At 61.6% G+C, this 21413-nt stretch carries 17 protein-coding genes; 5 read left to right on the top strand and 12 right to left on the bottom strand.

Annotation, left to right across the window (positions count from 1 at the left end):
* The first annotated feature begins 2 nt into the window (after positions 1-2).
* Positions 3-3068, top strand: coding sequence for an efflux RND transporter permease subunit (locus HQ912_RS23010; protein ID WP_076386200.1), 3066 nt, complete (start codon positions 3-5; stop codon positions 3066-3068).
* A 136-nt stretch (positions 3069-3204) separates the two neighbouring features.
* Here HQ912_RS23010 and HQ912_RS23005 read toward each other — a convergent pair whose 3' ends face one another.
* The 3 genes from HQ912_RS23005 to plsB are packed head-to-tail and all read right to left on the bottom strand — an operon-like array spanning position 3205 to position 6878.
* Complete coding sequence (locus HQ912_RS23005; RefSeq protein ID WP_173407346.1) at positions 3205-3894, bottom strand: DUF4197 domain-containing protein; 690 nt, start codon at positions 3892-3894, stop codon at positions 3205-3207.
* Between the two features lie 32 nt (positions 3895-3926).
* Complete coding sequence (locus HQ912_RS23000) at positions 3927-4325, bottom strand: YbaY family lipoprotein (protein WP_173407345.1); 399 nt, start codon at positions 4323-4325, stop codon at positions 3927-3929.
* Between the two features lie 51 nt (positions 4326-4376).
* Complete coding sequence (plsB, locus tag HQ912_RS22995) at positions 4377-6878, bottom strand: glycerol-3-phosphate 1-O-acyltransferase PlsB (RefSeq protein ID WP_047227548.1); 2502 nt, start codon at positions 6876-6878, stop codon at positions 4377-4379.
* A gap of 226 nt (positions 6879-7104) precedes the next feature.
* Between plsB and HQ912_RS22990 the strand changes: the two genes are divergently transcribed.
* Complete coding sequence (locus tag HQ912_RS22990) at positions 7105-7314, top strand: cold-shock protein (protein WP_003184959.1); 210 nt, start codon at positions 7105-7107, stop codon at positions 7312-7314.
* A gap of 177 nt (positions 7315-7491) precedes the next feature.
* On the opposite strand, the gene HQ912_RS22985 is transcribed toward HQ912_RS22990, so the two are convergent.
* From HQ912_RS22985 to dapE, 3 genes are all read right to left on the bottom strand, one after another.
* Positions 7492-7869 (bottom strand): hypothetical protein, encoded by a 378-nt coding sequence (locus tag HQ912_RS22985; protein WP_047227549.1) that lies wholly within the window; start codon positions 7867-7869, stop codon positions 7492-7494.
* A gap of 82 nt (positions 7870-7951) precedes the next feature.
* Positions 7952-8761 carry a putative RNA methyltransferase gene (locus HQ912_RS22980; protein ID WP_173407344.1) on the bottom strand — a complete coding sequence of 270 codons (810 nt, stop codon included), beginning with the start codon at positions 8759-8761 and terminating at the stop codon, positions 7952-7954.
* Positions 8761-9912, bottom strand: a complete 1152-nt coding sequence (gene dapE / locus HQ912_RS22975) for a succinyl-diaminopimelate desuccinylase (protein ID WP_047227551.1) — start codon at positions 9910-9912, stop codon at positions 8761-8763. Before dapE ends, HQ912_RS22980 begins: the two co-directional genes overlap by 1 nt.
* A gap of 399 nt (positions 9913-10311) precedes the next feature.
* Here dapE and tcdA point away from each other — a divergent pair, with 399 nt between their 5' ends.
* A complete protein-coding gene (gene tcdA / locus HQ912_RS22970; RefSeq protein ID WP_003198205.1) occupies positions 10312-11124 on the top strand; it encodes a tRNA cyclic N6-threonylcarbamoyladenosine(37) synthase TcdA in 813 nt (270 codons plus the stop codon).
* Between the two features lie 118 nt (positions 11125-11242).
* On the opposite strand, the gene HQ912_RS22965 is transcribed toward tcdA, so the two are convergent.
* The 4 genes from HQ912_RS22965 to HQ912_RS22950 all read right to left on the bottom strand — a co-directional run bounded on the left by HQ912_RS22965 (position 11243) and on the right by HQ912_RS22950 (position 14355).
* Complete coding sequence (locus tag HQ912_RS22965; RefSeq protein ID WP_047227552.1) at positions 11243-11647, bottom strand: SufE family protein; 405 nt, start codon at positions 11645-11647, stop codon at positions 11243-11245.
* Complete coding sequence (locus HQ912_RS22960) at positions 11644-12849, bottom strand: aminotransferase class V-fold PLP-dependent enzyme (RefSeq protein WP_160891648.1); 1206 nt, start codon at positions 12847-12849, stop codon at positions 11644-11646. The genes HQ912_RS22965 and HQ912_RS22960 overlap by 4 nt, the downstream gene beginning before the upstream one ends.
* Before the next feature lie 76 nt (positions 12850-12925).
* On the bottom strand, positions 12926-13960 hold the full coding sequence (gene dapD / locus HQ912_RS22955; RefSeq protein ID WP_173407343.1) for a 2,3,4,5-tetrahydropyridine-2,6-dicarboxylate N-succinyltransferase: 1035 nt from the start codon (positions 13958-13960) through the stop codon (positions 12926-12928).
* A 32-nt stretch (positions 13961-13992) separates the two neighbouring features.
* On the bottom strand, positions 13993-14355 hold the full coding sequence (locus tag HQ912_RS22950) for an ArsC family reductase (RefSeq protein ID WP_047227555.1): 363 nt from the start codon (positions 14353-14355) through the stop codon (positions 13993-13995).
* 319 nt (positions 14356-14674) lie between these two features.
* Between HQ912_RS22950 and HQ912_RS22945 the strand changes: the two genes are divergently transcribed.
* Both HQ912_RS22945 and HQ912_RS22940 read left to right on the top strand, forming a co-directional pair.
* Entirely contained in the window at positions 14675-16321 is a 1647-nt protein-coding gene (locus tag HQ912_RS22945) for a Na+/H+ antiporter (RefSeq protein ID WP_047227556.1), read from the top strand.
* A gap of 352 nt (positions 16322-16673) precedes the next feature.
* Positions 16674-17036 (top strand): DUF6124 family protein, encoded by a 363-nt coding sequence (locus HQ912_RS22940; RefSeq protein ID WP_047227557.1) that lies wholly within the window; start codon positions 16674-16676, stop codon positions 17034-17036.
* A gap of 317 nt (positions 17037-17353) precedes the next feature.
* Here the strand turns inward: HQ912_RS22940 and dapC are convergent, their stop codons facing one another.
* Together dapC and HQ912_RS22930 are read right to left on the bottom strand one after the other, a co-directional pair.
* A complete protein-coding gene (dapC, locus tag HQ912_RS22935) occupies positions 17354-18553 on the bottom strand; it encodes a succinyldiaminopimelate transaminase (protein WP_047227558.1) in 1200 nt (399 codons plus the stop codon).
* Between the two features lie 123 nt (positions 18554-18676).
* On the bottom strand, positions 18677-21379 hold the full coding sequence (locus HQ912_RS22930; protein WP_076386187.1) for a [protein-PII] uridylyltransferase: 2703 nt from the start codon (positions 21377-21379) through the stop codon (positions 18677-18679).
* Positions 21380-21413: the final 34 nt, after the last annotated feature.

The raw sequence follows: 21413 nt of genomic DNA, 5'->3' as shown, positions 1-21413 counted from the left end.
CGATGGGCTTCAATCTTTCCGAATGGGCGCTGCGTAACCGCCAGATCGTCCTGTTCCTGATGTTGCTGCTGGCAATCGTCGGCGCGCTTTCCTACACCAAGCTCGGCCAGAGCGAAGACCCGCCGTTTACCTTCAAGGCCATGGTCATTCGCACCAACTGGCCGGGGGCTACGGCCGAGGAGGTTTCTCGCCAGGTCACCGAACGCATCGAAAAGAAACTGATGGAAACCGGCGATTACGAAAGAATCGTCTCGTTCTCCCGCCCGGGCGAATCCCAGGTGACGTTCATGGCTCGCGATTCCCTGCATTCGGCGCAGATTCCCGAGTTGTGGTACCAGATCCGCAAGAAGGTCAGTGACATCCGTCACACCTTGCCGCCGGGCATCCAGGGGCCGTTTTTCAACGATGAGTTCGGCACCACCTTCGGCAATATCTATGCGCTGACTGGCGATGGTTTTGACTACGGCGTGCTCAAGGATTACGCCGATCGCATCCAGATCCAACTGCAACGGGTCAAGGATGTGGGCAAGGTTGAACTGCTGGGTTTGCAGGACGAGAAAATCTGGATCGAACTGTCGAACGTTAAGCTGGCGACCCTCGGCGTGCCGCTGGCGGCAGTCCAGCAGGCGTTGGAAGAGCAGAACGCAATATCGACCGCAGGTTTTTTCGAAACCGGCAGCGAGCGAGTCCAACTAAGGGTATCGGGAAATTTTCAGACAGTAGAAGAGATCCGCGACTTTCCCATTCGTGTCGCTGATCGCACGTTCCGTATCGGCGATGTCGCGGATGTGCATCGCGGTTTCAACGATCCGCCAGCCCCGCGCATGCGCTTCATGGCCGAAGATGCCATTGGTCTGGCCGTGGCGATGAAGGACGGCGGCGACATTCTGATTCTGGGCAAGGCCCTGGAGGCGGAGTTTGCCCGTATCCAGAACAACCTGCCGGCCGGCATGCAATTGCGTAAGGTCTCGGACCAGCCGGCGGCGGTGAAAACCGGTGTTGGCGAGTTCGTCCAGGTGCTGGTGGAGGCCCTGACGATCGTGTTGCTGGTGAGCTTCTTCTCCCTCGGGCTGCGAACCGGGATGGTGGTCGCCCTGGCGATTCCGCTGGTGCTGGCGATGACCTTCGCCGCGATGTATTACCTGGGCATCGGCCTGCACAAGATTTCCCTTGGCGCGCTGGTGTTGGCGTTGGGTCTGCTGGTGGATGACGCGATCATCGCGGTCGAGATGATGGCGATCAAAATGGAGCAGGGCTTCGACCGGATCAAGGCCGCCAGCTATGCCTGGACCAGCACCGCATTCCCGATGCTCACCGGTACGCTGATCACCGCTGCGGGTTTCCTGCCGATCGCCACGGCGCAGTCAGGCACCGGTGAGTACACCCGTTCGATTTTCCAGGTCGTTACCCTGGCGCTGCTGGCCTCCTGGGTGGCCGCGGTGGTGTTCGTGCCGTACCTGGGTGAGAAACTGTTGCCGGACCTGGCGAAAATTCATGCCGCCAAACACGGCACCGCTGATGGCCAGTTCAACCCCTACGGCACGCCGTTCTACCAGCGTGTCCGGCGCTTGGTGGAGTGGTGCGTGCGGCGGCGCAAAACCGTCATCGTGCTGACTGTGCTGTTATTTGTGGGCTCGGTGGCACTGTTCCGTTTCGTGCCACAACAGTTCTTCCCGGCCTCGGGGCGACTTGAGCTGATGGTCGACCTGAAGCTGGCCGAAGGCGCGTCCCTGAGCAACACCGCCGAGCAGGTCAAGCGCCTTGAAGCGCTGCTCAAGGACCACGCGGGCATCGACAACTACGTGGCTTATGTCGGCACCGGTTCACCGCGTTTCTACCTGCCGCTGGATCAACAACTGCCGGCACCCAGCTTCGCCCAGTTCGTGGTGCTGGCCAAGACCATCGAAGACCGCGAGCCCCTGCGCAGCTGGTTGATCACCACGTTGAACGAGCAGTTCCCGGCCCTGCGCTCGCGGGTCACGCGCCTGGAAAATGGCCCGCCAGTGGGTTATCCGGTGCAGTTTCGCGTGACCGGTGAGCACATCGAACAAGTCCGGGCCCTGGCCCGGAAAGTGGCGACCAAGGTTCGTGAAAATCCCTACGTGGCCAATGTGCATCTGGATTGGGAAGAGCCGAGCAAGGTGGTGTACCTGAACGTCGATCAGGACCGCGCCCGAGCGTTGGGCGTGAGTACGGCTAACCTGTCGAGCTTTTTGCGCAGTTCCCTCACCGGCTCCAGCGTCAGCCAATACCGGGAAGACAACGAACTGATCGAGATTCTGCTGCGCGGCACGGTGCATGAGCGCACCGAATTGTCCCTGCTGCCGAGCCTGGCGGTGCCGACCGACAATGGCACAAGCGTTGCGCTGTCACAGATCGCGACGCTGGAATACGGCTTCGAAGAAGGCGTTATCTGGCACCGCAATCGCCTGCCAAGTGTGACCGTGCGGGCTGATATCTATGGCAAGGAACAACCGGCGACCCTGGTGCAGCAGATCTTCCCGACCCTGGCCCCGATTCGTGCCGAGCTGCCGGACGGTTATCTGCTGGAAGTGGGCGGTACGGTAGAGGATGCCGCCCGCGGCCAGCAATCGGTGAACGCCGGCGTGCCGCTGTTCATCGTCGTGGTGCTGACGTTGCTGATGCTGCAATTGCGCAGTTTTTCCCGCACGGCCATGGTGTTTCTTACCGCGCCCCTGGGCCTGATCGGTGTCACGCTGTTCCTGCTGGTGTTCCGCCAGCCGTTCGGTTTCGTCGCCATGTTGGGCACCATCGCCTTGTCGGGGATGATCATGCGCAACTCGGTGATTCTGGTGGACCAGATCGAACAGGACATCAAGGCGGGGCTCGCCCCGTGGCAGGCGATCATCGAAGCCACTGTGCGACGGTTCCGCCCGATTGTGCTCACCGCGCTGGCGGCGGTGCTGGCGATGATTCCGCTGTCACGTAGCCTGTTCTTTGGCCCGATGGCGGTGGCGATCATGGGCGGGCTGATCGTGGCGACGGCGTTGACGCTGTTGTTCCTGCCGGCGTTGTATGCGGCGTGGTTCAGGGTCAAGAAGACCTGACACGATTTTGATAACACTGAAGATCGAATGTGGGAGCGAGCTTGCTCGCGATGGCGGAACATCAGTCAACACAGATGTTATGGCTGATACCGCTATCGCGAGCAGGCTCGCTCCCACAGTGTTTTTGCGCTGAATCTCAGAGCGTACCAAACACCTTCTTGGCCAAACTGCTCGCCGCCGCCGCAGGGTTCTGGCGGATGGTGGCTTCCTGTTTGCCGATCATCTCGAACAAACCGTCCAGCGCTTGTTCGGTCACGTAGTTTTCGATGTTGGCGCTTTTGGCGTCCAGTACGCCGAAGGTCGCCGCTTGGCCTGCGAACGTGTTGTATTTCTGCGCCAGGCCAACCTTGTCGGTGGCTTGCTTGACGATGGGCAGGAACTTGGCGCGGATCTGCTCGCGGCTGCTCTTGTTCAGGTACTGCGTGGCGGAATCGTTGCCGCCGCTCAGGATCCCCTTGGCATCGCTCACACTCATGTTCTTCACGGCATTGACCAGGATCGGCTGGGCCTGGACCACAGCGGCTTCAGCGGCCTGGTTCATGCTGGCTTCCAGTTGTTCGACCTGATCGCCCATGCCAAAGGCTTTCATCTTGCTGGCGACTTTACCGAGCTTGCCCGGCAGTTCGATCTTCACCTCGGGGTTGTTGCTGAAGCCACCGGGTGCGCCCAACTGCTTGACGGCTACTTGGGCGCCCTGGGTCAGTGCGTCCTTGAGGCCGCCGGTGGCGTCCTTCTGCGAGAGGTCGGCCAGGGACAGGGCCATGGTGTTGGCGCAGAACAACAGGCCGGCGCACAGGCTGGTGAAACGGAGCGTAGAGCGGAGCATGGCAGCTTCCTTGGAAAAATTAGAAAGAGAAATCAGCGGGCGGCGTTGACGCGGATCTTCAGCGGCTGTGGATCTTTGCCATCGAGCTGCACGGTGTGTTGTTCGGTGGTGATGAACATCAACTGGCCGTCCACTTCAATGCGCGCGCTCACGGCAAAGCGATGGCCGGGTTTGACCTGGGCCGGATCATAGCTGAGGTGAAACGGCAGCGGGACCTGGCCCTTGACCGGACCGCTCTGTTCATCGAGCACCACCGCGGGGGCGTCGGCCAGGGACACATCCTGCAGGCTCACGCTTAAGACAGCGGTAGGCGGCAGGGCGATGCGCTGCAGGTAGAACACTTCACCGTCGAGACTGTTTTTGCTCGCCAGCGGTGCGCTGGAGCAGGCACTGAGTAACGTGGCAACGGCGACGAGAAGAAGCTTTTTCATTGGGGGCATTTCCATATTGAGGGCGCCAGAGAGAACCTGGCGCCTGTGGGGTCAGTCCGCAACCACCGGGATGACCTGATCTGCCGCATCTTCACTGCGATGCAACGCCACCTGACGGATCGACAAACGGATCTCCGCCGGCAGGACCCGCTTGGCCGCACCTTCGGCCAGTTCACCCAGCAGCTCGTGATAGCTTAGCTTGCCCGCTTCGTCCCGGCGCAGTACGTCCAGGTCCAGCATTGTCTGGATGAAATGCCGGAACAGGCTCTTGTCGAAGAATTCCGGTGCGTTCAAGCCGTGCAGGATCGACAGGCGCTGGGCCATGACCGTGCAGAGGTCTTCCAGTTCTTCGGCGCTGATGCTGTTCTGGCCGCTGTTGAGCAGCAGGGAGACGGTCATGTAGAAGCGCTGCAAGGTCTGCGCGATGCTCTTGGACAACAGGGTCAGCAGCACGAAATGCCGCGAACTTGGGGCCGGGCGCAGGTACAGGTCTTTTTCGAAACGCAGCAGCCCTTGTTCGACGAACGCTTCGAGCCATTGGTCGACCACGGCGTCCAGTTCTTCCAGTGACCAGCGAATGAACAGCTCCGATTGCAGGTAGGGGTACAAGGCGCGGGTGTAGCGCAGGATCTGTTCGCGGCTCATGCGCGAAGTGCTTTGGAAGAAACTCGCCAGCAACGCCGGCAGGGCAAAGATGTGCAGCACGTTGTTGCGGTAGTAGGTCATCAGGACGGCATTCTGCTCGTCCAGATACAGAATCTTGCCCAGGGCATCGCTCTGTTCCGACAGCAGGTGCATGCCTTTGACGTGCTCGATCAGCGCTCGACCATCGCCCTCGGGCAAGGTGGTGTGAGGCGAGTACGGCACTTTGCGCAACAACGCCAGGTACAGGTCCAGCACCCGGGCCATGGCACGGTCGTCCAGGGCCAGGCGGCTGGTGGACAGCAGCGCCAGGGCGACCAGGTTGACCGGGTTGATGGCCGCCGCTTCGTTCAGGTGCCGGGCCACCCGCTCGCCGAGGCGGTGGGTGGTTGCGTTGAGCCAGGCCGGTTTGAATTGCGGGCCCAGCTCCTGTTGGCGCCAACCCGGCTGTTCGCCGTCGAGAAACTCCGCCAGTTTGATCGGCTCACCGAAGTTCACCGCTACTTGGCCGAAGCGCTGCTTGAGGGCGCCGATGACCTTGAAAATGTCGAAGATCGATTCTTTCTTCTTGCTCGCCCCACGCAGTTCACCCAGGTAGGTGCGGCCTTCCAGGACGCGCTCATAGCCGATGTAGACCGGCACGAACACGATGGGCATGCGCGATGAGCGCAGGAAGCTGCGCAAGGTGATGGCGAGCATGCCGGTCTTGGGTTGCAGCATGCGTCCGGTGCGCGAGCGACCGCCCTCGACGAAATACTCCACCGGAAAGCCTTTGGTGAACAGTGTGTGCAGGTATTCGTTGAACACCGCGGTATAGAGCGGGTTGCCCTTGAAGGTGCGACGCATGAAAAACGCCCCGCCCCGACGCAGCAGACCGCCGATCACCGGCATGTTGAGGTTGATGCCGGCGGCGATGTGCGGCGGGGTCAGGCCGTTGCGAAACAGCAGGTACGACAGCAGCAGGTAGTCGATATGGCTGCGGTGGCACGGTACGTAGATGACTTCGTGGCCCTGGGCGACCTTCTGCACGCCTTCGATGTGGTTGACCTTGATGCCGTCGTAGATCTTGTTCCAGAACCAGCTCAGCACCACTTCCAGGAAACGGATCGCGGTGTAGGTGTAGTCCGAGGCGATTTCGTTGCCGTAACGCAGCGCCTGGGCCTTGGCTTTTTCCGGGGTGATTTTTTCCCGCTCGGCCTCGTCGGCAATCGCCTGTTTGACCAGCGGCTGGTTCAGCAGCCCCTTGACCAGGTTGCGTCGGTGGGAAATGTCCGGGCCAATGACCGCCGCTTTCAAGTTGCGAAAATGTATCCGCAGGATCCGCTGGGCCATGCGCACGGTGCGTTCGTGGCCCTTGTCGTGCTCGATCAGTTCGCGCAAATGGATCGGTGCGGAAAACTGCACGCGGGTCTTGCGCCCCAGGATCATGATGCTCAGCAAGCGCCGTAGCCGGCCAGTGACGGCCCAGCTGTCGGCGAACAACAGTTTCCACGGGCTGGATTCGCTGTCGGGCGACTGCCCCCAGAACACGCTGACCGGGATGATCTGCGCGTCTTCGGCGGCGTTGTGGGTCAGGGCATTGACCAGTCGCGTCAGGGTCGGCGGCGCGCCACGTTTGTCCTGCCGGCCGAGCCAGTCCGGCTCCGGGGTCAGGTAGAAAAACGCCGCCGGTTCCAACAGGTTGCCCACGGACACCGGCAGTACCGGACGGGGCAGGCCAGCCTTGGTGCACTCGGTGTCGAGCACCGCCAGGTCGGTGAGCGAAGGGTTTTGCAGGACGTAGAACACCGGACGACTGCGGTCGAGGTTGAGGGTGAAGGACGACTGATTGATCGTCTCGGAGCGAACCCAGAGGTACAACAGTCGGCGCAGGGTGCCAAACACAAGACGGCGGAACGGGGAACGGGTCATACGGCTTCTGCATGAGTGGATAAGATAAAGCGGCGGCTAGTGTGCCGGATTCGTCGAAAATCGGCAAAAAAGCGCCGAAGTAAAGTCAGTTGAGAGTTTTTACGTCTGTCATATACTCGGGCAGCTGACTGCCTCTGCCTTCCGCGTGGACGGCTGGACGGCGGCGAAGATCGTACGGCTTTCTATCGAAAGGCCGACTTAAAAATAAAAATGGGAGTGAGCAATCATGGCAGCACGCGAAACCGGCAATGTGAAGTGGTTCAACGACGCCAAAGGCTACGGCTTCATCCAGCGTGAAGGCGGGGCGGATGTATTCGTGCATTACCGCGCGATCCGTGGCGAAGGCCATCGTTCTCTGACTGAAGGCCAGCAGGTCGAGTACGCGGTGGTGGAAGGGCAGAAGGGCTTGCAGGCTGAGGATGTGGTGGGGTTGTAACCCGCATTCACTGGCGAGACAAAACCCCTTGTGGGAGCGAGCCTGCTCGCGATAGCGGTGTGTCAGTCACTTCTAATCTGGCTGATCTACCGCTATCGCGAGCAGGCTCGCTCCCACATGGGTTGTGCTTTTACCTTTGTATCTGCGGCGGGCATCGCGAGGGTGGCCCTCAGATAGTCACGCCGTCTTCCAGGTAATCTCTTCTTCCCCATCGGCGCTGATGCGAATCCAGCGATCCGCCGACTCTTCACCTTCTTCCTCCACCCACGACCCAGGTGCGCAGCGCACTTCGACGTTCAGCGCGGCAAAGGCTGCACGGGCGCAGGCGATGTCGTCTTCCCACGGGGTCTGGTCGCTTTCCAGGTACAGGCTGTTCCATTTACCCACAGCCTTGGGTAGCCAGGTCACCGGGATATCGCCGGCCTTGCACTTGTAGGTCTGGCCTTTCTGGACCCAGTCGCTGCACGGGCCCAGGGCCTGGCCGAGCCACGCGGCAATGGCCTTGTGATCGACGTCGGCGTCTTTGAGGTAAATCTCGATATCGGGTTGGCGCATGGATGTCCTCACTGCGGTCTTGAAAAATCCATTCGCGGATTTAACTGGCCTCTGGCGGTTGCCCGAGGCCGGGAATTAAAAGTTATTGAAGAACGAAATAATCGTAGCGCATCGACACGGTGACCTCGAACGGCTCGGCCTGCTCGATCACGCTGGCGCGGCGTTCGGCACTGGCGCGCCAGCCGTGGGGCGTCATCGCCAACAGGTTGGCGCGGTCCTGGCCACTTATGAGTGTGAGCTTGAACTCGAGGGTTTCGCTGTGATCGAGCACCATGCCCGACGGCACCAGGGCCAGGTGTTTGTCATCCGTGTACTGGCGCACTTCGTCGTACAGTCGCTCGCGCAATTCCATCAGGTGGCCGCTGGTCGGGCCGACCTTCATCAGGCCGCCACCGGGGCTGAGCAGGCGTTTGGCCTCCTGCCAGTCCAGCGGGCTGAACACGCTGGCCAGAAACTGGCAGCAGCCGTCCGCCAGCGGTACGCGGGCCATGCTGGCGATCAACCAGGTCAGCCGTGGATCGCGTTTGCAGGCGCGTTTGACCGCCTCGCGGGAAATGTCCAGGGCGTAGCCATCGGCATCCGGCAAGGCGTCGGCGATCTGCGCGGTGTAGTAACCCTCGCCACAGCCGATGTCCAGCCAGCGACCGGGCGCGCGCTCGGCGGCCAGTTCGGCCAGGCGCCGGGCGACAGGGGCGTAATGCCCGGCGTTGAGGAAGTCGCGGCGGGCTTCGACCATCGCCTGGTTGTCGCCGGGATCGCGGCTGTTCTTGTGCTGCACCGGCAGCAGGTTCAGGTAACCCTGCCGCGCGCGGTCGAAGCGATGGCCGGCCGGGCACACCACGCCGTCGTCCACCGCGTTCAGCGGTTCACTGCAGATCGGGCAGGCGAGCATCAGGCGAGCAACTTGATCAGCGTCTTGTAGTAGATCTCGGTCAGTACGTCGAGATCGGCCGCCAGCACGCGCTCGTTGACCTGGTGGATGGTCGCGTTGACCGGCCCCAGTTCCACCACTTGGGTGCCCATGGTGGCGATGAAGCGGCCATCGGAGGTGCCACCGCTGGTGGAGGCTTTTGTCTCGCGACCGGTGACATCCTTGATGCTCGAAGACACGGCATCCAGCAACGCGCCTGGTTCGGTGAGGAATGGCAGGCCCGACAACGCCCAATCGATGTGCCAGTCCAGTTGATGCTTGTCGAGGATATCGGCGACGCGTTTTTGCAAGCCTTCGACGGTGGACTCGGTAGAGAAGCGGAAGTTGAACACCGCCACCAGGTCGCCAGGGATCACGTTGGTCGCGCCAGTGCCGGCGTTGAGGTTGGAAATCTGGAAACTGGTGGGCGGGAAGAAGTCGTTGCCGTGGTCCCAATGCTCGGCGGCCAACTCTGCCAGGGCCGGCGCGGCCAGGTGGATGGGGTTCTTCGCCAGGTGCGGATAGGCCACGTGGCCTTGCTTGCCGCGCACCGTTAGTTTTGCGCCGAGGGAGCCGCGGCGGCCGTTCTTGACCACGTCACCCACCAGGGTGGTGCTTGACGGCTCGCCGACGATGCACCAGTCCAGGCGTTCCTGGCGGGCCTTGAGGCGCTCGACCACGGCCTTGGTGCCGTGGTGGGCCGGGCCTTCTTCGTCGCTGGTGATCAGAAAGGTGATCGAGCCTTTGTGGTCCGGGTAGTCGGCGACAAACCGTTCCGCTGCCACCACCATCGCCGCCAGGCTGCCTTTCATGTCTGCCGCGCCACGGCCACAGAGCATGCCGTGTTCATCGATGACCGCATCGAACGGGTCGAGCTGCCAGGCTTGAACCGGACCGGTCGGCACCACGTCGGTGTGCCCGGCGAAACACAGCACCGGGCCGTCATGCTTGCCATGGCTGGCCCAGAAGTTATCCACATCCTCGATGCGCATCGGTTCGAGCGTAAAGCCCGCGCTGCCCAGGCGCTGCATCATCAGTTTCTGGCAATCGGCATCCACCGGCGTCACGGACGGACGGCGGATCAGGTCGCAGGCGAGTTGCAGGGTCGGCGAGAGGTCGGCGTGGGCCGTCATGGAAAACTCCGAAAGCTGGAAAGGAGATCACAGTCCATGTGGGAGCGGGCTTGCTCGCGAAGCTTTTAGCGTCAGTGATGACGCCTTCGCGAGCAAGCCCGCTCCCACAGGTCCTGAGTTCGACCGTTGGATTGTATTCGGTCGAGGCTTACAAAATGGCGGTTATCTTATAGCAAAACGACCCCGGTGGGCCCCTGGTGCTGGTCAGTTGGACCACGAAACCTGTGGGAGCGAGCTTGCTCGCGATGGCGTCGGATCAGCCGCATCAATATTGACTGACACACCGCTATCGCGAGCAAGCTCGCTCCCACAAGGGAAATTGGTCGGATTCATTTCGCGACCGGCTCGAATTGCCGCAGCAAAGCCCTATAATGCGCGCCGGTTTTTGGGGTAATGGTCATGAGTACAGAAGATCCACGGTTTGCCGGTATCGCCCGTTTGTATGGCATCGAAGGCCTGGAGCGCTTGCGGGCGGCCCATGTGGCGATTGTCGGGGTGGGCGGCGTTGGTTCCTGGGCGGCGGAAGCCATCGCCCGTTGCGGCGTGGGCGAGATTTCGCTGTTCGACCTGGATGATGTCTGCGTCAGCAATGCCAACCGCCAACTGCACGCCCTGGACAGCACCGTCGGCAAACCCAAGGTCGAGGTGATGGCCGAGCGCCTGCGCGGCATCAACCCCGACTGCACGGTGCATGCCGTGGCGGATTTCGTCACCCGCGACACCATGGCCGAATACATCACGCCGAACATCGATTGCGTGATCGACTGCATCGACAGCGTCAACGCCAAGGCGGCGCTGATCGCCTGGTGCAAACGCCGCAAGATCCAGATCATCACCACCGGCGGCGCGGGTGGGCAGATCGACCCGACGTTGATCCAGGTGTGCGACTTGAACCGCACGTTCAACGACCCGCTGGCCTCGAAAGTGCGTTCCACCCTGCGCCGCGACTACGGCTTTTCCCGTACCGTGACCCGTCACTACAGCGTGCCTTGTGTGTTCTCGACCGAACAATTGCGCTACCCCAAACCTGACGGCAGCATCTGCTTGCAGAAGAGCTTTGTCGGCGATGGCGTCAAGCTCGACTGTGCTGGCGGGTTTGGTGCGGTGATGATGGTCACGGCGACGTTCGGCATGGTCGCGGCGACCAAGGCTGTGGATAAGATTGTGGCGGGTGTGCGGCGGCCGGCGGACCGGGTTAAGCCTCAGGTTTGAGCACTGGGGCTGATGGCCTCATCGCGAGCAGGCTCGCTCCCACATTGGAATCTCATGGAACACAAGTTTTGTGTACGACACGGATCCCCTGTGGGAGCGAGCCTGCTCGCGATGGCGATCATTCAGTCAACTCAAGCATCCGCTTCAACACCGCATTCAAACCATTGCTGCGCGAAGGCGACAACTGCCGTGACAATCCCAACTGATTGAACCACCCCGGCAAATCCACCTGCTGCAACTCGTCAGCCGACAAGCCGTTGACCCGCGCCAGCAGCAACGCCACCAGCCCACGAATCAACCGCGCATCGCTGCTGGCGGCAAACTGCCAATGTCCGTCCTGCAGCCGTCCCACCAACCACACCTGACTTTCACAACCATGGACGAGATTGGCGTCGCACTTATCCGCATCGCTCAAGGGCGGCAGGCGCTCGCCCCATTGCATCAGTAGCCGGGCGCGTTGTTCCCAACCCGATGCGTCCTGAAACACTTGCAGCGCTGTGGCCGCGTCGGCCGGCAGGCTCATCGGAGCATCTCCAGGGCCTGGTCCAGAGCCTCGAAGAAGCGTTCGATATCGGCGGAGTCGTTGTACAGCGCCAGCGACACGCGAATCGCCCCCGACAGCTTCAGATGTTTGAACAGCGGCATGGCGCAGTGATGCCCGGCGCGTACAGCGATGCCTTGTTCGGTCAGCAAGTGGGCCACGTCGGCGTTGTGCACGCCTTCGACCATGAAGCTGACCAGGGCCAGGCTCGGATTGCCCACCAGGCGGACGCCATTGCGCGCCAGCAGCCCGTGAAGCAGGTAGTCATGCAGTGCAGTTTCATGGTCGCTGACTGCCTGCGGGTCGAGGCCGGACAGGTAGTCGAGGGTCGCGCCCAGGCCGATCACACTGGCAATCGGCGGCGTGCCGGCTTCGAAGCCCAGTGGCGCCGGACGGAACGTGGCGCTGTGGTAGTCGGCCTGTTGCACCATCTCGCCGCCGAACTGCCAATGACGCAGTTGATGAAGCGCTTCGGTGCGGCCGAACAACACGCCCAGTCCTTCGGGGCCATAGAGCTTGTGGCTGGAAAATACATAAAAGTCGCAGCCCAGTGCCTCCACATCGTGACGGCCATGAACCACACCCTGGGCGCCATCGATCACCGTCAGCGCGCCTTGGACCTTGGCCAGGGCCAATAGCGCTGGCAAGGGCTGCCAGGTGCCCAGCACGTTGGACAGCTGGCTCACCGCCAGCAGGCGCGTACGTGGGCCGATCAGTTCGGCGGCGGCGCTGATATCGATCACCCCGTCGGCACCCAGCGGCAACACCACCAGCGTCAGCGCACGACGCTCGGCCAGTTGTTGCCACGGCAGCAGGTTGGCGTGGTGTTCCAGGGCACTGATGACGATTTCATCGCCCGGATTGAAAAGATGTTCCAGCCCATAGGCCAGAAGATTCAGCGCCGAAGTGGCGCCATGGGTGAAGACGATTTGCCCGCAATCCCCGGCATTGAGCCATTGCGACACTTTGAGTCGGCTGTCTTCGAATGCCTGGGTCGCATGGGCGCCCGGCAGATGCTGTGCGCGGTGCACGTTGGCCGCGCCATTGGCGTAGTAATGCGCCAGGGCGTCCAGCAGGGCTTGGGGTTTTTGCGTGGTGGCGGCGTTGTCCAGGTAGGTCTGGCCTTGCCGTTGCAAGGCGGCGATGGCCGGGAAATCGGCGCGCCAGGGAGAGGGAATCAACATGCTTTCGGGCCCTGCTGGAGTTACGCCGGACCCTGTGGGAGCAAGGTTGCTCCCACAGGTGATGGTGTGAAGCGGCTTAGTTGTGGGCGTGCAGTGCTTCGTTCAGCTCGATGGCCGATTTATGGGTTTTGCATTCCACCGCGCCGGTCTCGGAGTTGCGGCGGAACAGCAGATCGGGCTGGCCGGCCAGCTCGCGGGCCTTGACCACCTTGACCAGTTGGTTGTTCTCGTCCAGCAGCGCCACCTTGGTGCCGGCGGTCACGTACAGGCCCGACTCCACGGTGTTGCGGTCGCCCAGCGGAATGCCGATGCCGGCGTTGGCACCGATCAGGCAGCCTTCACCGACCTTGATCACGATGTTGCCGCCGCCCGACAGGGTGCCCATGGTCGAGCAACCGCCGCCCAAGTCCGAACCCTTGCCAACGAACACGCCAGCCGATACACGGCCTTCGATCATGCCCGGGCCTTCGGTGCCGGCGTTGAAGTTGACGAAACCTTCGTGCATCACTGTGGTGCCTTCGCCTACGTAGGCGCCCAGGCGGATCCGCGCGGCATCGGCGATACGCACGCCGGCCGGGACCACGTAGTCAGTCATTTTCGGGAACTTGTCCACCGAGAACACTTCCAGCAGCTCGCCGCGCAGACGGGCTTCGAGCTGGTGCTCGGCCAGTTCGCCCAGGTCGATTGCGCCCTGGCTGGTCCAGGCCACGTTCGGCAGCAGCGGGAAAATACCGGTCAGGTTCAGGCCGTGAGGCTTGACCAGACGGTGGGACAACAGATGCAGCTTGAGGTAGGCCTCGGGCGTGGTGCTCAGTTGGGCGTCTTCAGCCAGCAGAGTGGCGACCAGCGGCTTGTGGCTCTCGGCCAGACGGGTCAGCAACGCGGCTTGCCCGGCATCGACGCCCTTGAGCGCGTCAGCCAGTTGCGAAGCCTGGGCGGTGGTGAAGGTGATGGCCTGGTTGCCTTCGCTATAGCCCAGAATCGGCGCGATGGCCTTGACGATCTCGGCCGAAGGGTTGAGCAACGGTTGGGCGTAGAACACTTCCAGCCAGCTACCTTGACGGTTTTGCGTGCCGACACCGAAGGCCAGGCTGAACAGAGTATTGGACATGAAATTACCTCTACAAAATGGACTGGGCAGGCTTACTTGATCTCTGCCGCATATATATCTGGCTTGAAGCCAATCAGGGTTCGGTCACCGAGATCAAGCACCGGGCGCTTGATCATCGAGGGTTGGCCGAGCATCAGTTCGATGGCTTTCGTCTGGTCGAGATCGGCTTTGCGTTCGTCGTCGAGTTTGCGAAAGGTCGTACCGGCACGGTTCAACACCACTTGCCAGCCATGCTCGTTGCACCATTGGGTCAGGTGCTCACGGTCGATGCCGGCGGTCTTGTAATCGTGAAAGTCATAGTTGACAGCGTGTTCATCGAGCCAGGTGCGCGCCTTTTTCATCGTGTCACAGGCTTTGATACCGAAAAGGTGCAACGTTTTACTTGAATCGGTCAAGGAATTGCCCCCTTTGCAGGTGCTGGAAATAAAAGGTCAAGGATTATGCCATGACCGGACGGTTTCGCGACGCCAGATCGGCATGCACCCAAACCGGTGGGCGAGCCTGTGGGAGCAAAGCTTGCTCGCGATACAGGCGACACGGTTCAACTGCAAGACTGCGCCATCGTTCATCGCGAGCAAGCTTTGCTCCCACAGGCTCATTCCACAGGGCTGGCTGCGACATAGGTGTAACGGCCAAGTTAATGCTAGGCGGTTAATATGGCACTTCAACGGCAAGCTGTTGCCGGATGTGTGTCGCTGTGAATGGAAACTCGTTATGCAAAGCGCTTATACCGTGCTGATCCTGTTGACGCTGGTGGGTGTTTCACGGCTGATCGGACGGTTGATTCCGCTGCCGTTGCCCTTGGTGCAGATCGGCGCAGGGGCGTTGCTGGCCTGGCCATCCCTGGGTTTGCATGTAACGCTCAATCCGGAGTTGTTCCTGTTTTTATTCCTGCCACCGCTGCTGTTCTCCGACGGCTGGCGTATGCCCAAGCGCGAATTCTGGCGCCTGCGCGGGCCGATCCTGACGCTGGCGGTGGGGTTGGTGCTGTTTACGGTGGTGGGCGCCGGTTATTTCATTCACTGGCTGCTGCCGAGCATCCCGCTACCGGTGGCGTTTGCCCTGGCGGCGGTCCTGTCGCCGACCGATGCGGTGGCGGTGTCGGCGATTGCTCGCGACCGCTTGCCCGGCCCCCTGATGCACATGCTCCAGGGCGAAGCGCTGATGAACGACGCCTCGGGCCTGGTCACCTTCAAATTCGCCCTGGCGGCGGCCATCACCGGGGTGTTTTCCCTGGCCAACGCGAGCCTGACCTTCGTGCTGGTGGCGATCGGTGGACTGCTGGTCGGCGTGGCCTTGAGTTGGCTGGTGGGCCGTATGCGGGCCTTGATGATCGGGCGCGGCTGGGACGACCCGGCCACCCACGTAGTGTTCATGTTGCTGTTGCCATTCGCGGCCTATGTGCTGGCTGAACGTTTGGGCGCTTCGGGGATTCTCTCGGCAGTGGCGGCCGGCATGATGCAGAGCTGGCTCGACCTGCTGCCGCGCCAGACCGGCACGCGGTTGCTCAACCGCAGCGTCTGGTCACTGCTGGAGTTCGCCTTCAACGGCTTGATCTTCCTGCTGCTGGGCCTGCAATTGCCGGACATCGCCAAGGCGGTGACCAGCCACGAAACCACATTGTGGCCGACGCTGTTCTACCGCTGCCTGGACGTGGTGGCGATTTTCCTGGTGTTGCTGGTGCTGCGGTTTGTCTGGGTGCAAAGCACCTGGCGCCTGTCCGGACTATTGCGCCGCTGGCGTGGCAAGGGCGAGCTGACGCTCGTGCCGACTGCGCGCTCCTGCTGGTTGCTGACCTTCGGCGGGGTGCGCGGAGCGGTGACACTGGCGGGCGTGCTGTCGGTGCCGATGCTGTTGGCGGCGGGTGAGCCGTTTCCCGAGCGAGACTTGCTGATCTTCATTGCCGCCGGGGTGATTCTGCTGTCATTGATCGCCGCCTGCATCGCCCTGCCATTGCTGCTGCGAGGTATCGAGAAAAGCCCCGATGACAAGCGCCGCCACGAAGTGCGCGATGCCTGGCGCAAAACTGCTGAAGCGGCGATCCATGCATTGGAAGTGGACGAAACGAGCGAGGCTGCCAGCGCGCCCGACGCGACCCAAGCGGCGCTGGCGACCGAGGTCAAGGCGCGGTTGATGTCTGAATATCGCCACCAGTTGGAGGTGTTCAACGACTCCGCCGAAGCCCAGGCGCTGGCGTTTGAGATGGACCTGCTGGAACGCCGGCTGCGCTTGAAGGCCTATCGGGCGCAGCGGCTGGAGTTGTATCGCCTCAGCCGTCATCACCAGATTGGGGATGATGTGCTGCGAGAGGTGCTGGGGGAGTTGGATCTGGCAGAGGCGAATTTGGGGTTGGGTAAATAGCAGCCATGGCGCAAAGCTAATTGTGGCGAGGGAGCTTGCTCCCGCTGGGGCGCGAAGCGGCCCTGGTACCAGACAATCCGGTGTATCAGGTAAATTGAGTTCACTGCTTTGGGGCTGCTGCGCAGCCCAGCGGGAGCAAGCTCCCTCGCCACAGGGATGGCGGTCTGTCAGACGCACCGAAGTTTCCGACAAGTTTTTAAGGTTGTCCGTCGGAAGCGAGGGCTCTAGCCTCTGGGTGTCGCTGCCAATTCAGCGACCGGACGTGAGAATCCGAACAAAACCTCTAGGAGCACGGCTTCTGCGCTATCCAAGCGCGGGGCTTTACATACTTCAGCTCTAGGGAGCAATTTTGATGGACAACAAAGAGACTCAAAACGCACCAAAGCCCGCATCCACTTTCCCCTACGGCGATTACGCACCCGAAAAACTGCAAGAAGCCGCTGATCGTGTGCTGGATCACTATCTCAAACCTGACGACAGCGAGTCAGAACCCAAGCCCTCAGTACAGCTATTCACTGTGGCTGACGGTATCGACACCGAAGTGTTGCTGGCCAATCTCAGCGAAACCCTGGCTTCGGCCAATGCAATGCTCAATGACCTTGCCTTCGATCAGGACGGCTCGCGACGACATGTAGCATTGGGAGTGGCCCAGATGATTGAGTTGGGGATGTTGTTGGCGAACAAGTGCCTGGATCGGGTAGAGCTTCGGGCTTGATTGTAATAGTGCCGTCCTCATCGCGAGCAAGCTTTGCTCCCACAGGATCCGGTATCGATCACAAACTTTGTGAACAACACCAAACCACTGTGGGAGCAAAGCTTGCTCGCGATAAATCGAAAGGCAAACACAAAAATCCCGGCAGAGCACTAAACCTGTGGCGAGGGAGCTTGCTCCCGCTGGGGCGCGAAGCGGCCCTGAAACCGCACAAATCGGTATGTCAGGCAGATTGAGTTGACTGCTTTGGGGCCGCTACGCAGCCCAGCGGGAGCAAGCTCCCTCGCCACAACAGCGTCCGCTTCGGCGGGATATAGCCATCAACCCCGACGCTGAATGAACGCGCGAATCCGCTCCGCCGCTTCCACACATTCAGCCAATGGCGCGACCAGGGCCATGCGCACGCGTCCGGCGCCTGGGTTGACGCCATCCACTTCGCGGGACAGGTACGAGCCCGGTACCACGGTCACGTGTTCCTGTTCGAACAGGTCACGGCAGAACGCCGCATCATCGCCCGCTACGTTCGGCCACAGGTAGAAGCTACCGTCGGGGCGTTGCACGTCCAGTACCGGGCTGAGGATTTCCAGTACCGCGTCGAACTTTTCCCGGTACAGCGCGCGGTTGGCCCGTACGTGCACTTCGTCGTTCCATGCGGCGATGCTCGCCAGTTGGGTCTGAACCGGCATCGCGCAGCCGTGGTAGGTGCGATACAGCAAGAAGCCCTTGAGGATGTCCGCATCGCCGGCCACGAAACCGGAGCGCAGGCCTGGCAGGTTGGAGCGTTTGGACAGGCTGTGGAACACCACGCAGCGCTTGAAATCCTGGCGGCCGAGCTCGACGCAGGCGCTGAGCAGCCCTGGTGGCGGGGTCTGTTCGTCGAAGTACAGCTCGCTGTAGCACTCGTCCGCGGCAATCACGAAGTCGTGCTCGTCGGCCAGGGCAATGAGCCTCTTCAGCACATCCACCGGGATCAGCGCACCGGTCGGGTTGCCCGGGGAGCACAGGAACAGGATCTGGCAGCGTTTCCAGATGTCCGGCGAGACCGCATCGAAATCCGGATTGAAGCCGTTTTCGTCCAGGCACGGCAGGTAGTGTGGCTTGGCCCCGGCCAGGAACGCGGCGCCTTCATAGATCTGATAAAACGGATTCGGGCTGACCACCAGGGCGTCGTCGCCACGGTTGACTACGGTCTGGGTGAAGGCAAACAGCGCTTCACGGGTGCCATTGACCGGCAGCACGTGGCGCGCCGGGTCCAGCCAGCCGTTCGGCACGTTGAAGCGGCGTTCGCACCAGCCGGTGATGGCTTCACGCAATTCCGGGATGCCGAGGGTGGTCGGGTACACGGCCATTTTTTCCAGATTGCTGGCCAGGGCTTCAGCCACAAAGCTTGGCGAGCGGTGCTTGGGCTCGCCGATGGACAGCGCGATGGGGCGTTTGTCCGGGTTGGGCGTGACGCTGCCCAGCAGGGCGCGGAGCTTTTCGAACGGGTAGGGCTGCAACTGGTTCAGAGCGTTGTTCATCGGGGGCCTCTTTTAATGTGGGAGCGAGCCTGCTCGCGATAGCGGTATGTCAGGAAACATCTGTGCTGGATGTTCTGCCGTCATCGCGAGCAGGCTCGCTCCCACAGGGGGAAATTTGTTCGTTCAGATGCTGATCCGTGTCAGGTGAGCATCAGGTTCCTGGTTGACGCTCAACTGCCGGACAATCGCGTCCTGCAAGCGGCTGCACAGCTGCGGATCGGACAGCGGCTGGTTATGCGCGTCAGTGATGAAGAACACGTCTTCCACCCGTTCGCCCAAGGTGGCGATCTTGGCGTTCTGCAACGACAGGTCGAACTCCAGGAATATATGCCCGACCCGCGCCAGCAGGCCAGGGCGGTCCGGGGCGCTGAGCTCCAGCACCGTGACCTGACGCTGGGCGTCGTTGTGGATCGTTACCTGGGGAGCGAAGGCGAAGTGCTTGAGCTGGCGCGGGACCCGGCGCTGGATGATGGTCGGGTAATCCGCCGGGTTGCGCAGGGCCTCGGTGAGACCGTCGCGGATCTGTTTGACCCGCGTCGGGTTGTCGCCAATCGAATCGCCATCGGTGTCGAGCACAATGTAGGTGTCGAGGGTGAACTGGCTGCTGGAGGTAATGACCCGGGCGTCGTGAATGTTGAGGTTGAGCTGGTCCATCGCCGCCACAGTCACGGCGAAGAAGTCGTGCTGGTCCGGGGCGTAGATGAAAATCTGCGTGCCGCCCTCGAACTCGCGCTGGGTGGTTTCCTTGATCAGCACCAACGGCCCGCCATCGGCCGGTTGCTGCAGAATCGCGTCGCTGTGCCAGGCGACGTCGCCGGCAGTGTGGCGCAGGAAATAGTCATCGCCCAACTGCGACCAGAGCTGTTCGACGTCGTCCGGATCGGTGCCGCCGCGCACCAGGATGTCCAGGGCGGCAGTCTGGGTGCGACGGATCTGCTCTTCGCGGTCCACCGGGTTTTCCAGGCCGCGGCGCAGGGCACGCTTGGTCTCGGTGTAGAGCTGGCGCAACAGGCTGGCGCGCCAGGAGTTCCACAGGCTCGGGTTGGTGGCATTGATATCGGCCACGGTCAGCACGTAGAGGTAATCCAGACGTGTTTCATCACCGACGATCTGGGCGAAGTCGTGGATCACTTGCGGGTCGGACAGGTCCTTGCGCTGGGCGGTGGTCGACATCACCAGGTGATTCTGCACCAGCCAGACGATCAGCCGGCTGTCCCATACCGGCAGTTGATGGCGCTGGCAGAACGCCTCGGCATCCACCGCGCCGATCTCGGAGTGGTCGCCCTGGCGACCCTTGCCGATGTCGTGGTAAAGCCCCGCCATGTAGATCAGTTCGGGCTTGGGCAGCTTGCCCATGAGCTTGCTGGCCAGCGGGAATTTTTCCGATACCTGGGTGTATTGCAACTTCCGCAGGTGTTTGATCAGGTTCAGCGTGTGGGCATCGACCGTATAGATGTGGAACAGGTCGTGCTGCATCTGACCGACGATGAAACCGAACTCCGGCAGGTAGCGCCCCAGAATGCCGTAGCGGTTCATCCGCCGCAGGTTGCGATGCACCCCGATCCTGCACTTGAACAGCTCGATGAACAGGCTGGTGTTGCGGATATCGTGGCGGAAGTCGTCATCGATCAGGTGACGGTTTTCCCGCAGCAGGCGAATGGTGTCGGCGCGCACCCCCTTGATTTCCGGCTGCTGGGCCATGAGCACGAAAATCTCCAGCATGGCGAACGGCGTACGGCGGAATACATTGGCGTTGCGCGCTTCGATGTAACCATCGTGGAGCTGGAAGCGTGAGTTGATCGGCTGCGGCGGTTCTTCGTCTTCGGGGGCGAGGATGACCTCTTCGAAGTGCTGGATGATCAGTTCGCTGAGCTGGGCGATGCTCATCACCACCCGGTAGTACTGCTGCATGAAGTTTTCGATGGACTGCTTGGCATCCTGGCCCTCGAAACCCAGCAAGCCCGCGATGGAGCGCTGGTGATCGAACAGCAAGCGGTCTTCGGAGCGCCCGGCAAGCATGTGCAAGGCGTATCGCACTTTCCACAGGAATTCTTGGGACGAGGCCAGCAGGGCATTTTCGCTTTCCACCAGGAAGCCTTCGCCAGCCAGGGCGCGCAGGTTCAGGGTGCCGTACTGGCGACGGGCAACCCACAGGATGGTCTGGATGTCCCGCAATCCGCCAGGGGAGCCTTTGACGTTGGGTTCCAGGTTGTATTCGGTGTCGTTGTACTTGTGGTGGCGGGCCTTTTGTTCGGCGTGCTTGGCCAGGAAAAAGTCCTTGCTGGGCCACATGTGCGCGGTGCTGGTGACTTCGAGCATGCGCTGGCGAAGGCGCTCGGGGCCGGCGATGGTGCGGCTTTCCATCAGGTTGGTGATCACCGTCAGGTCGGCGCGGGCCTCTTCGGCGCATTCCTGCACCGAGCGCACGCTCTGACCGACTTCCAGGCCGATGTCCCACAGCAGTGTCAGGAAACGCTCGATGGAGTCGCGGAAAACTTCATGGTCGGCGCTGTCCAGCAGGATCAGCAGATCGATGTCGGAGTAAGGGTGCAGCTCACCGCGCCCATAGCCGCCCACCGCCACCAGGGCAATGTCGGCGTCTTCGCTCCAGTTGAACTGCTCCCAGGCCTTTTGCAGGATGTTATCGACGAACCAGGCACGGTCTTCGATCAGCCGGCGAATATCCCGGCCACTGCGAAAGCGCTGGTCGAGCACTTCATGAGCCTGGCGGATCGCCTTCTTGAAGGCCGATATGGGGCTTGCCTTCAGGGCCAGTTCAGCCTGGAACTGGCCGCGGTCGAAGAGTTCGGGATCCACCTGCGGCATCGAATGGCTTTCCTTTCTTTCTATCTATAGCTGG

The organism is Pseudomonas sp. MPDS (assembly GCF_013283895.1).
Lineage (GTDB): Bacteria > Pseudomonadota > Gammaproteobacteria > Pseudomonadales > Pseudomonadaceae > Aquipseudomonas > Aquipseudomonas rhizophila.
Note: the sequence above shows the minus strand (reverse complement) of the source record. Positions and strands in the feature narration are given on the sequence as shown.

Bases quoted from the DNA above. Each gene is read 5' to 3' on its own strand.
- plsB (WP_047227548.1), bottom strand. From the start codon at position 6,878: ATGACCCGTTCCCCGTTCCGCCGTCTTGTGTTTGGCACCCTGCGCCGA.
- HQ912_RS22930 (WP_076386187.1), bottom strand. From the start codon at position 21,379: ATGCCGCAGGTGGATCCCGAACTCTTCGACCGCGGCCAGTTCCAGGCT.
- HQ912_RS22940 (WP_047227557.1), top strand. From the start codon at position 16,674: ATGGACAACAAAGAGACTCAAAACGCACCAAAGCCCGCATCCACTTTC.
- dapC (WP_047227558.1), bottom strand. From the start codon at position 18,553: ATGAACAACGCTCTGAACCAGTTGCAGCCCTACCCGTTCGAAAAGCTC.
- HQ912_RS22985 (WP_047227549.1), bottom strand. From the start codon at position 7,869: ATGCGCCAACCCGATATCGAGATTTACCTCAAAGACGCCGACGTCGAT.
- HQ912_RS22945 (WP_047227556.1), top strand. From the start codon at position 14,675: ATGCAAAGCGCTTATACCGTGCTGATCCTGTTGACGCTGGTGGGTGTT.
- dapE (WP_047227551.1), bottom strand. From the start codon at position 9,912: ATGACGGCCCACGCCGACCTCTCGCCGACCCTGCAACTCGCCTGCGAC.
- tcdA (WP_003198205.1), top strand. From the start codon at position 10,312: ATGAGTACAGAAGATCCACGGTTTGCCGGTATCGCCCGTTTGTATGGC.
- HQ912_RS22980 (WP_173407344.1), bottom strand. From the start codon at position 8,761: ATGCTCGCCTGCCCGATCTGCAGTGAACCGCTGAACGCGGTGGACGAC.
- HQ912_RS22990 (WP_003184959.1), top strand. From the start codon at position 7,105: ATGGCAGCACGCGAAACCGGCAATGTGAAGTGGTTCAACGACGCCAAA.
- HQ912_RS23000 (WP_173407345.1), bottom strand. From the start codon at position 4,325: ATGAAAAAGCTTCTTCTCGTCGCCGTTGCCACGTTACTCAGTGCCTGC.
- HQ912_RS23010 (WP_076386200.1), top strand. From the start codon at position 3: ATGGGCTTCAATCTTTCCGAATGGGCGCTGCGTAACCGCCAGATCGTC.
- HQ912_RS22960 (WP_160891648.1), bottom strand. From the start codon at position 12,849: ATGTTGATTCCCTCTCCCTGGCGCGCCGATTTCCCGGCCATCGCCGCC.
- HQ912_RS23005 (WP_173407346.1), bottom strand. From the start codon at position 3,894: ATGCTCCGCTCTACGCTCCGTTTCACCAGCCTGTGCGCCGGCCTGTTG.
- HQ912_RS22965 (WP_047227552.1), bottom strand. From the start codon at position 11,647: ATGAGCCTGCCGGCCGACGCGGCCACAGCGCTGCAAGTGTTTCAGGAC.
- dapD (WP_173407343.1), bottom strand. From the start codon at position 13,960: ATGTCCAATACTCTGTTCAGCCTGGCCTTCGGTGTCGGCACGCAAAAC.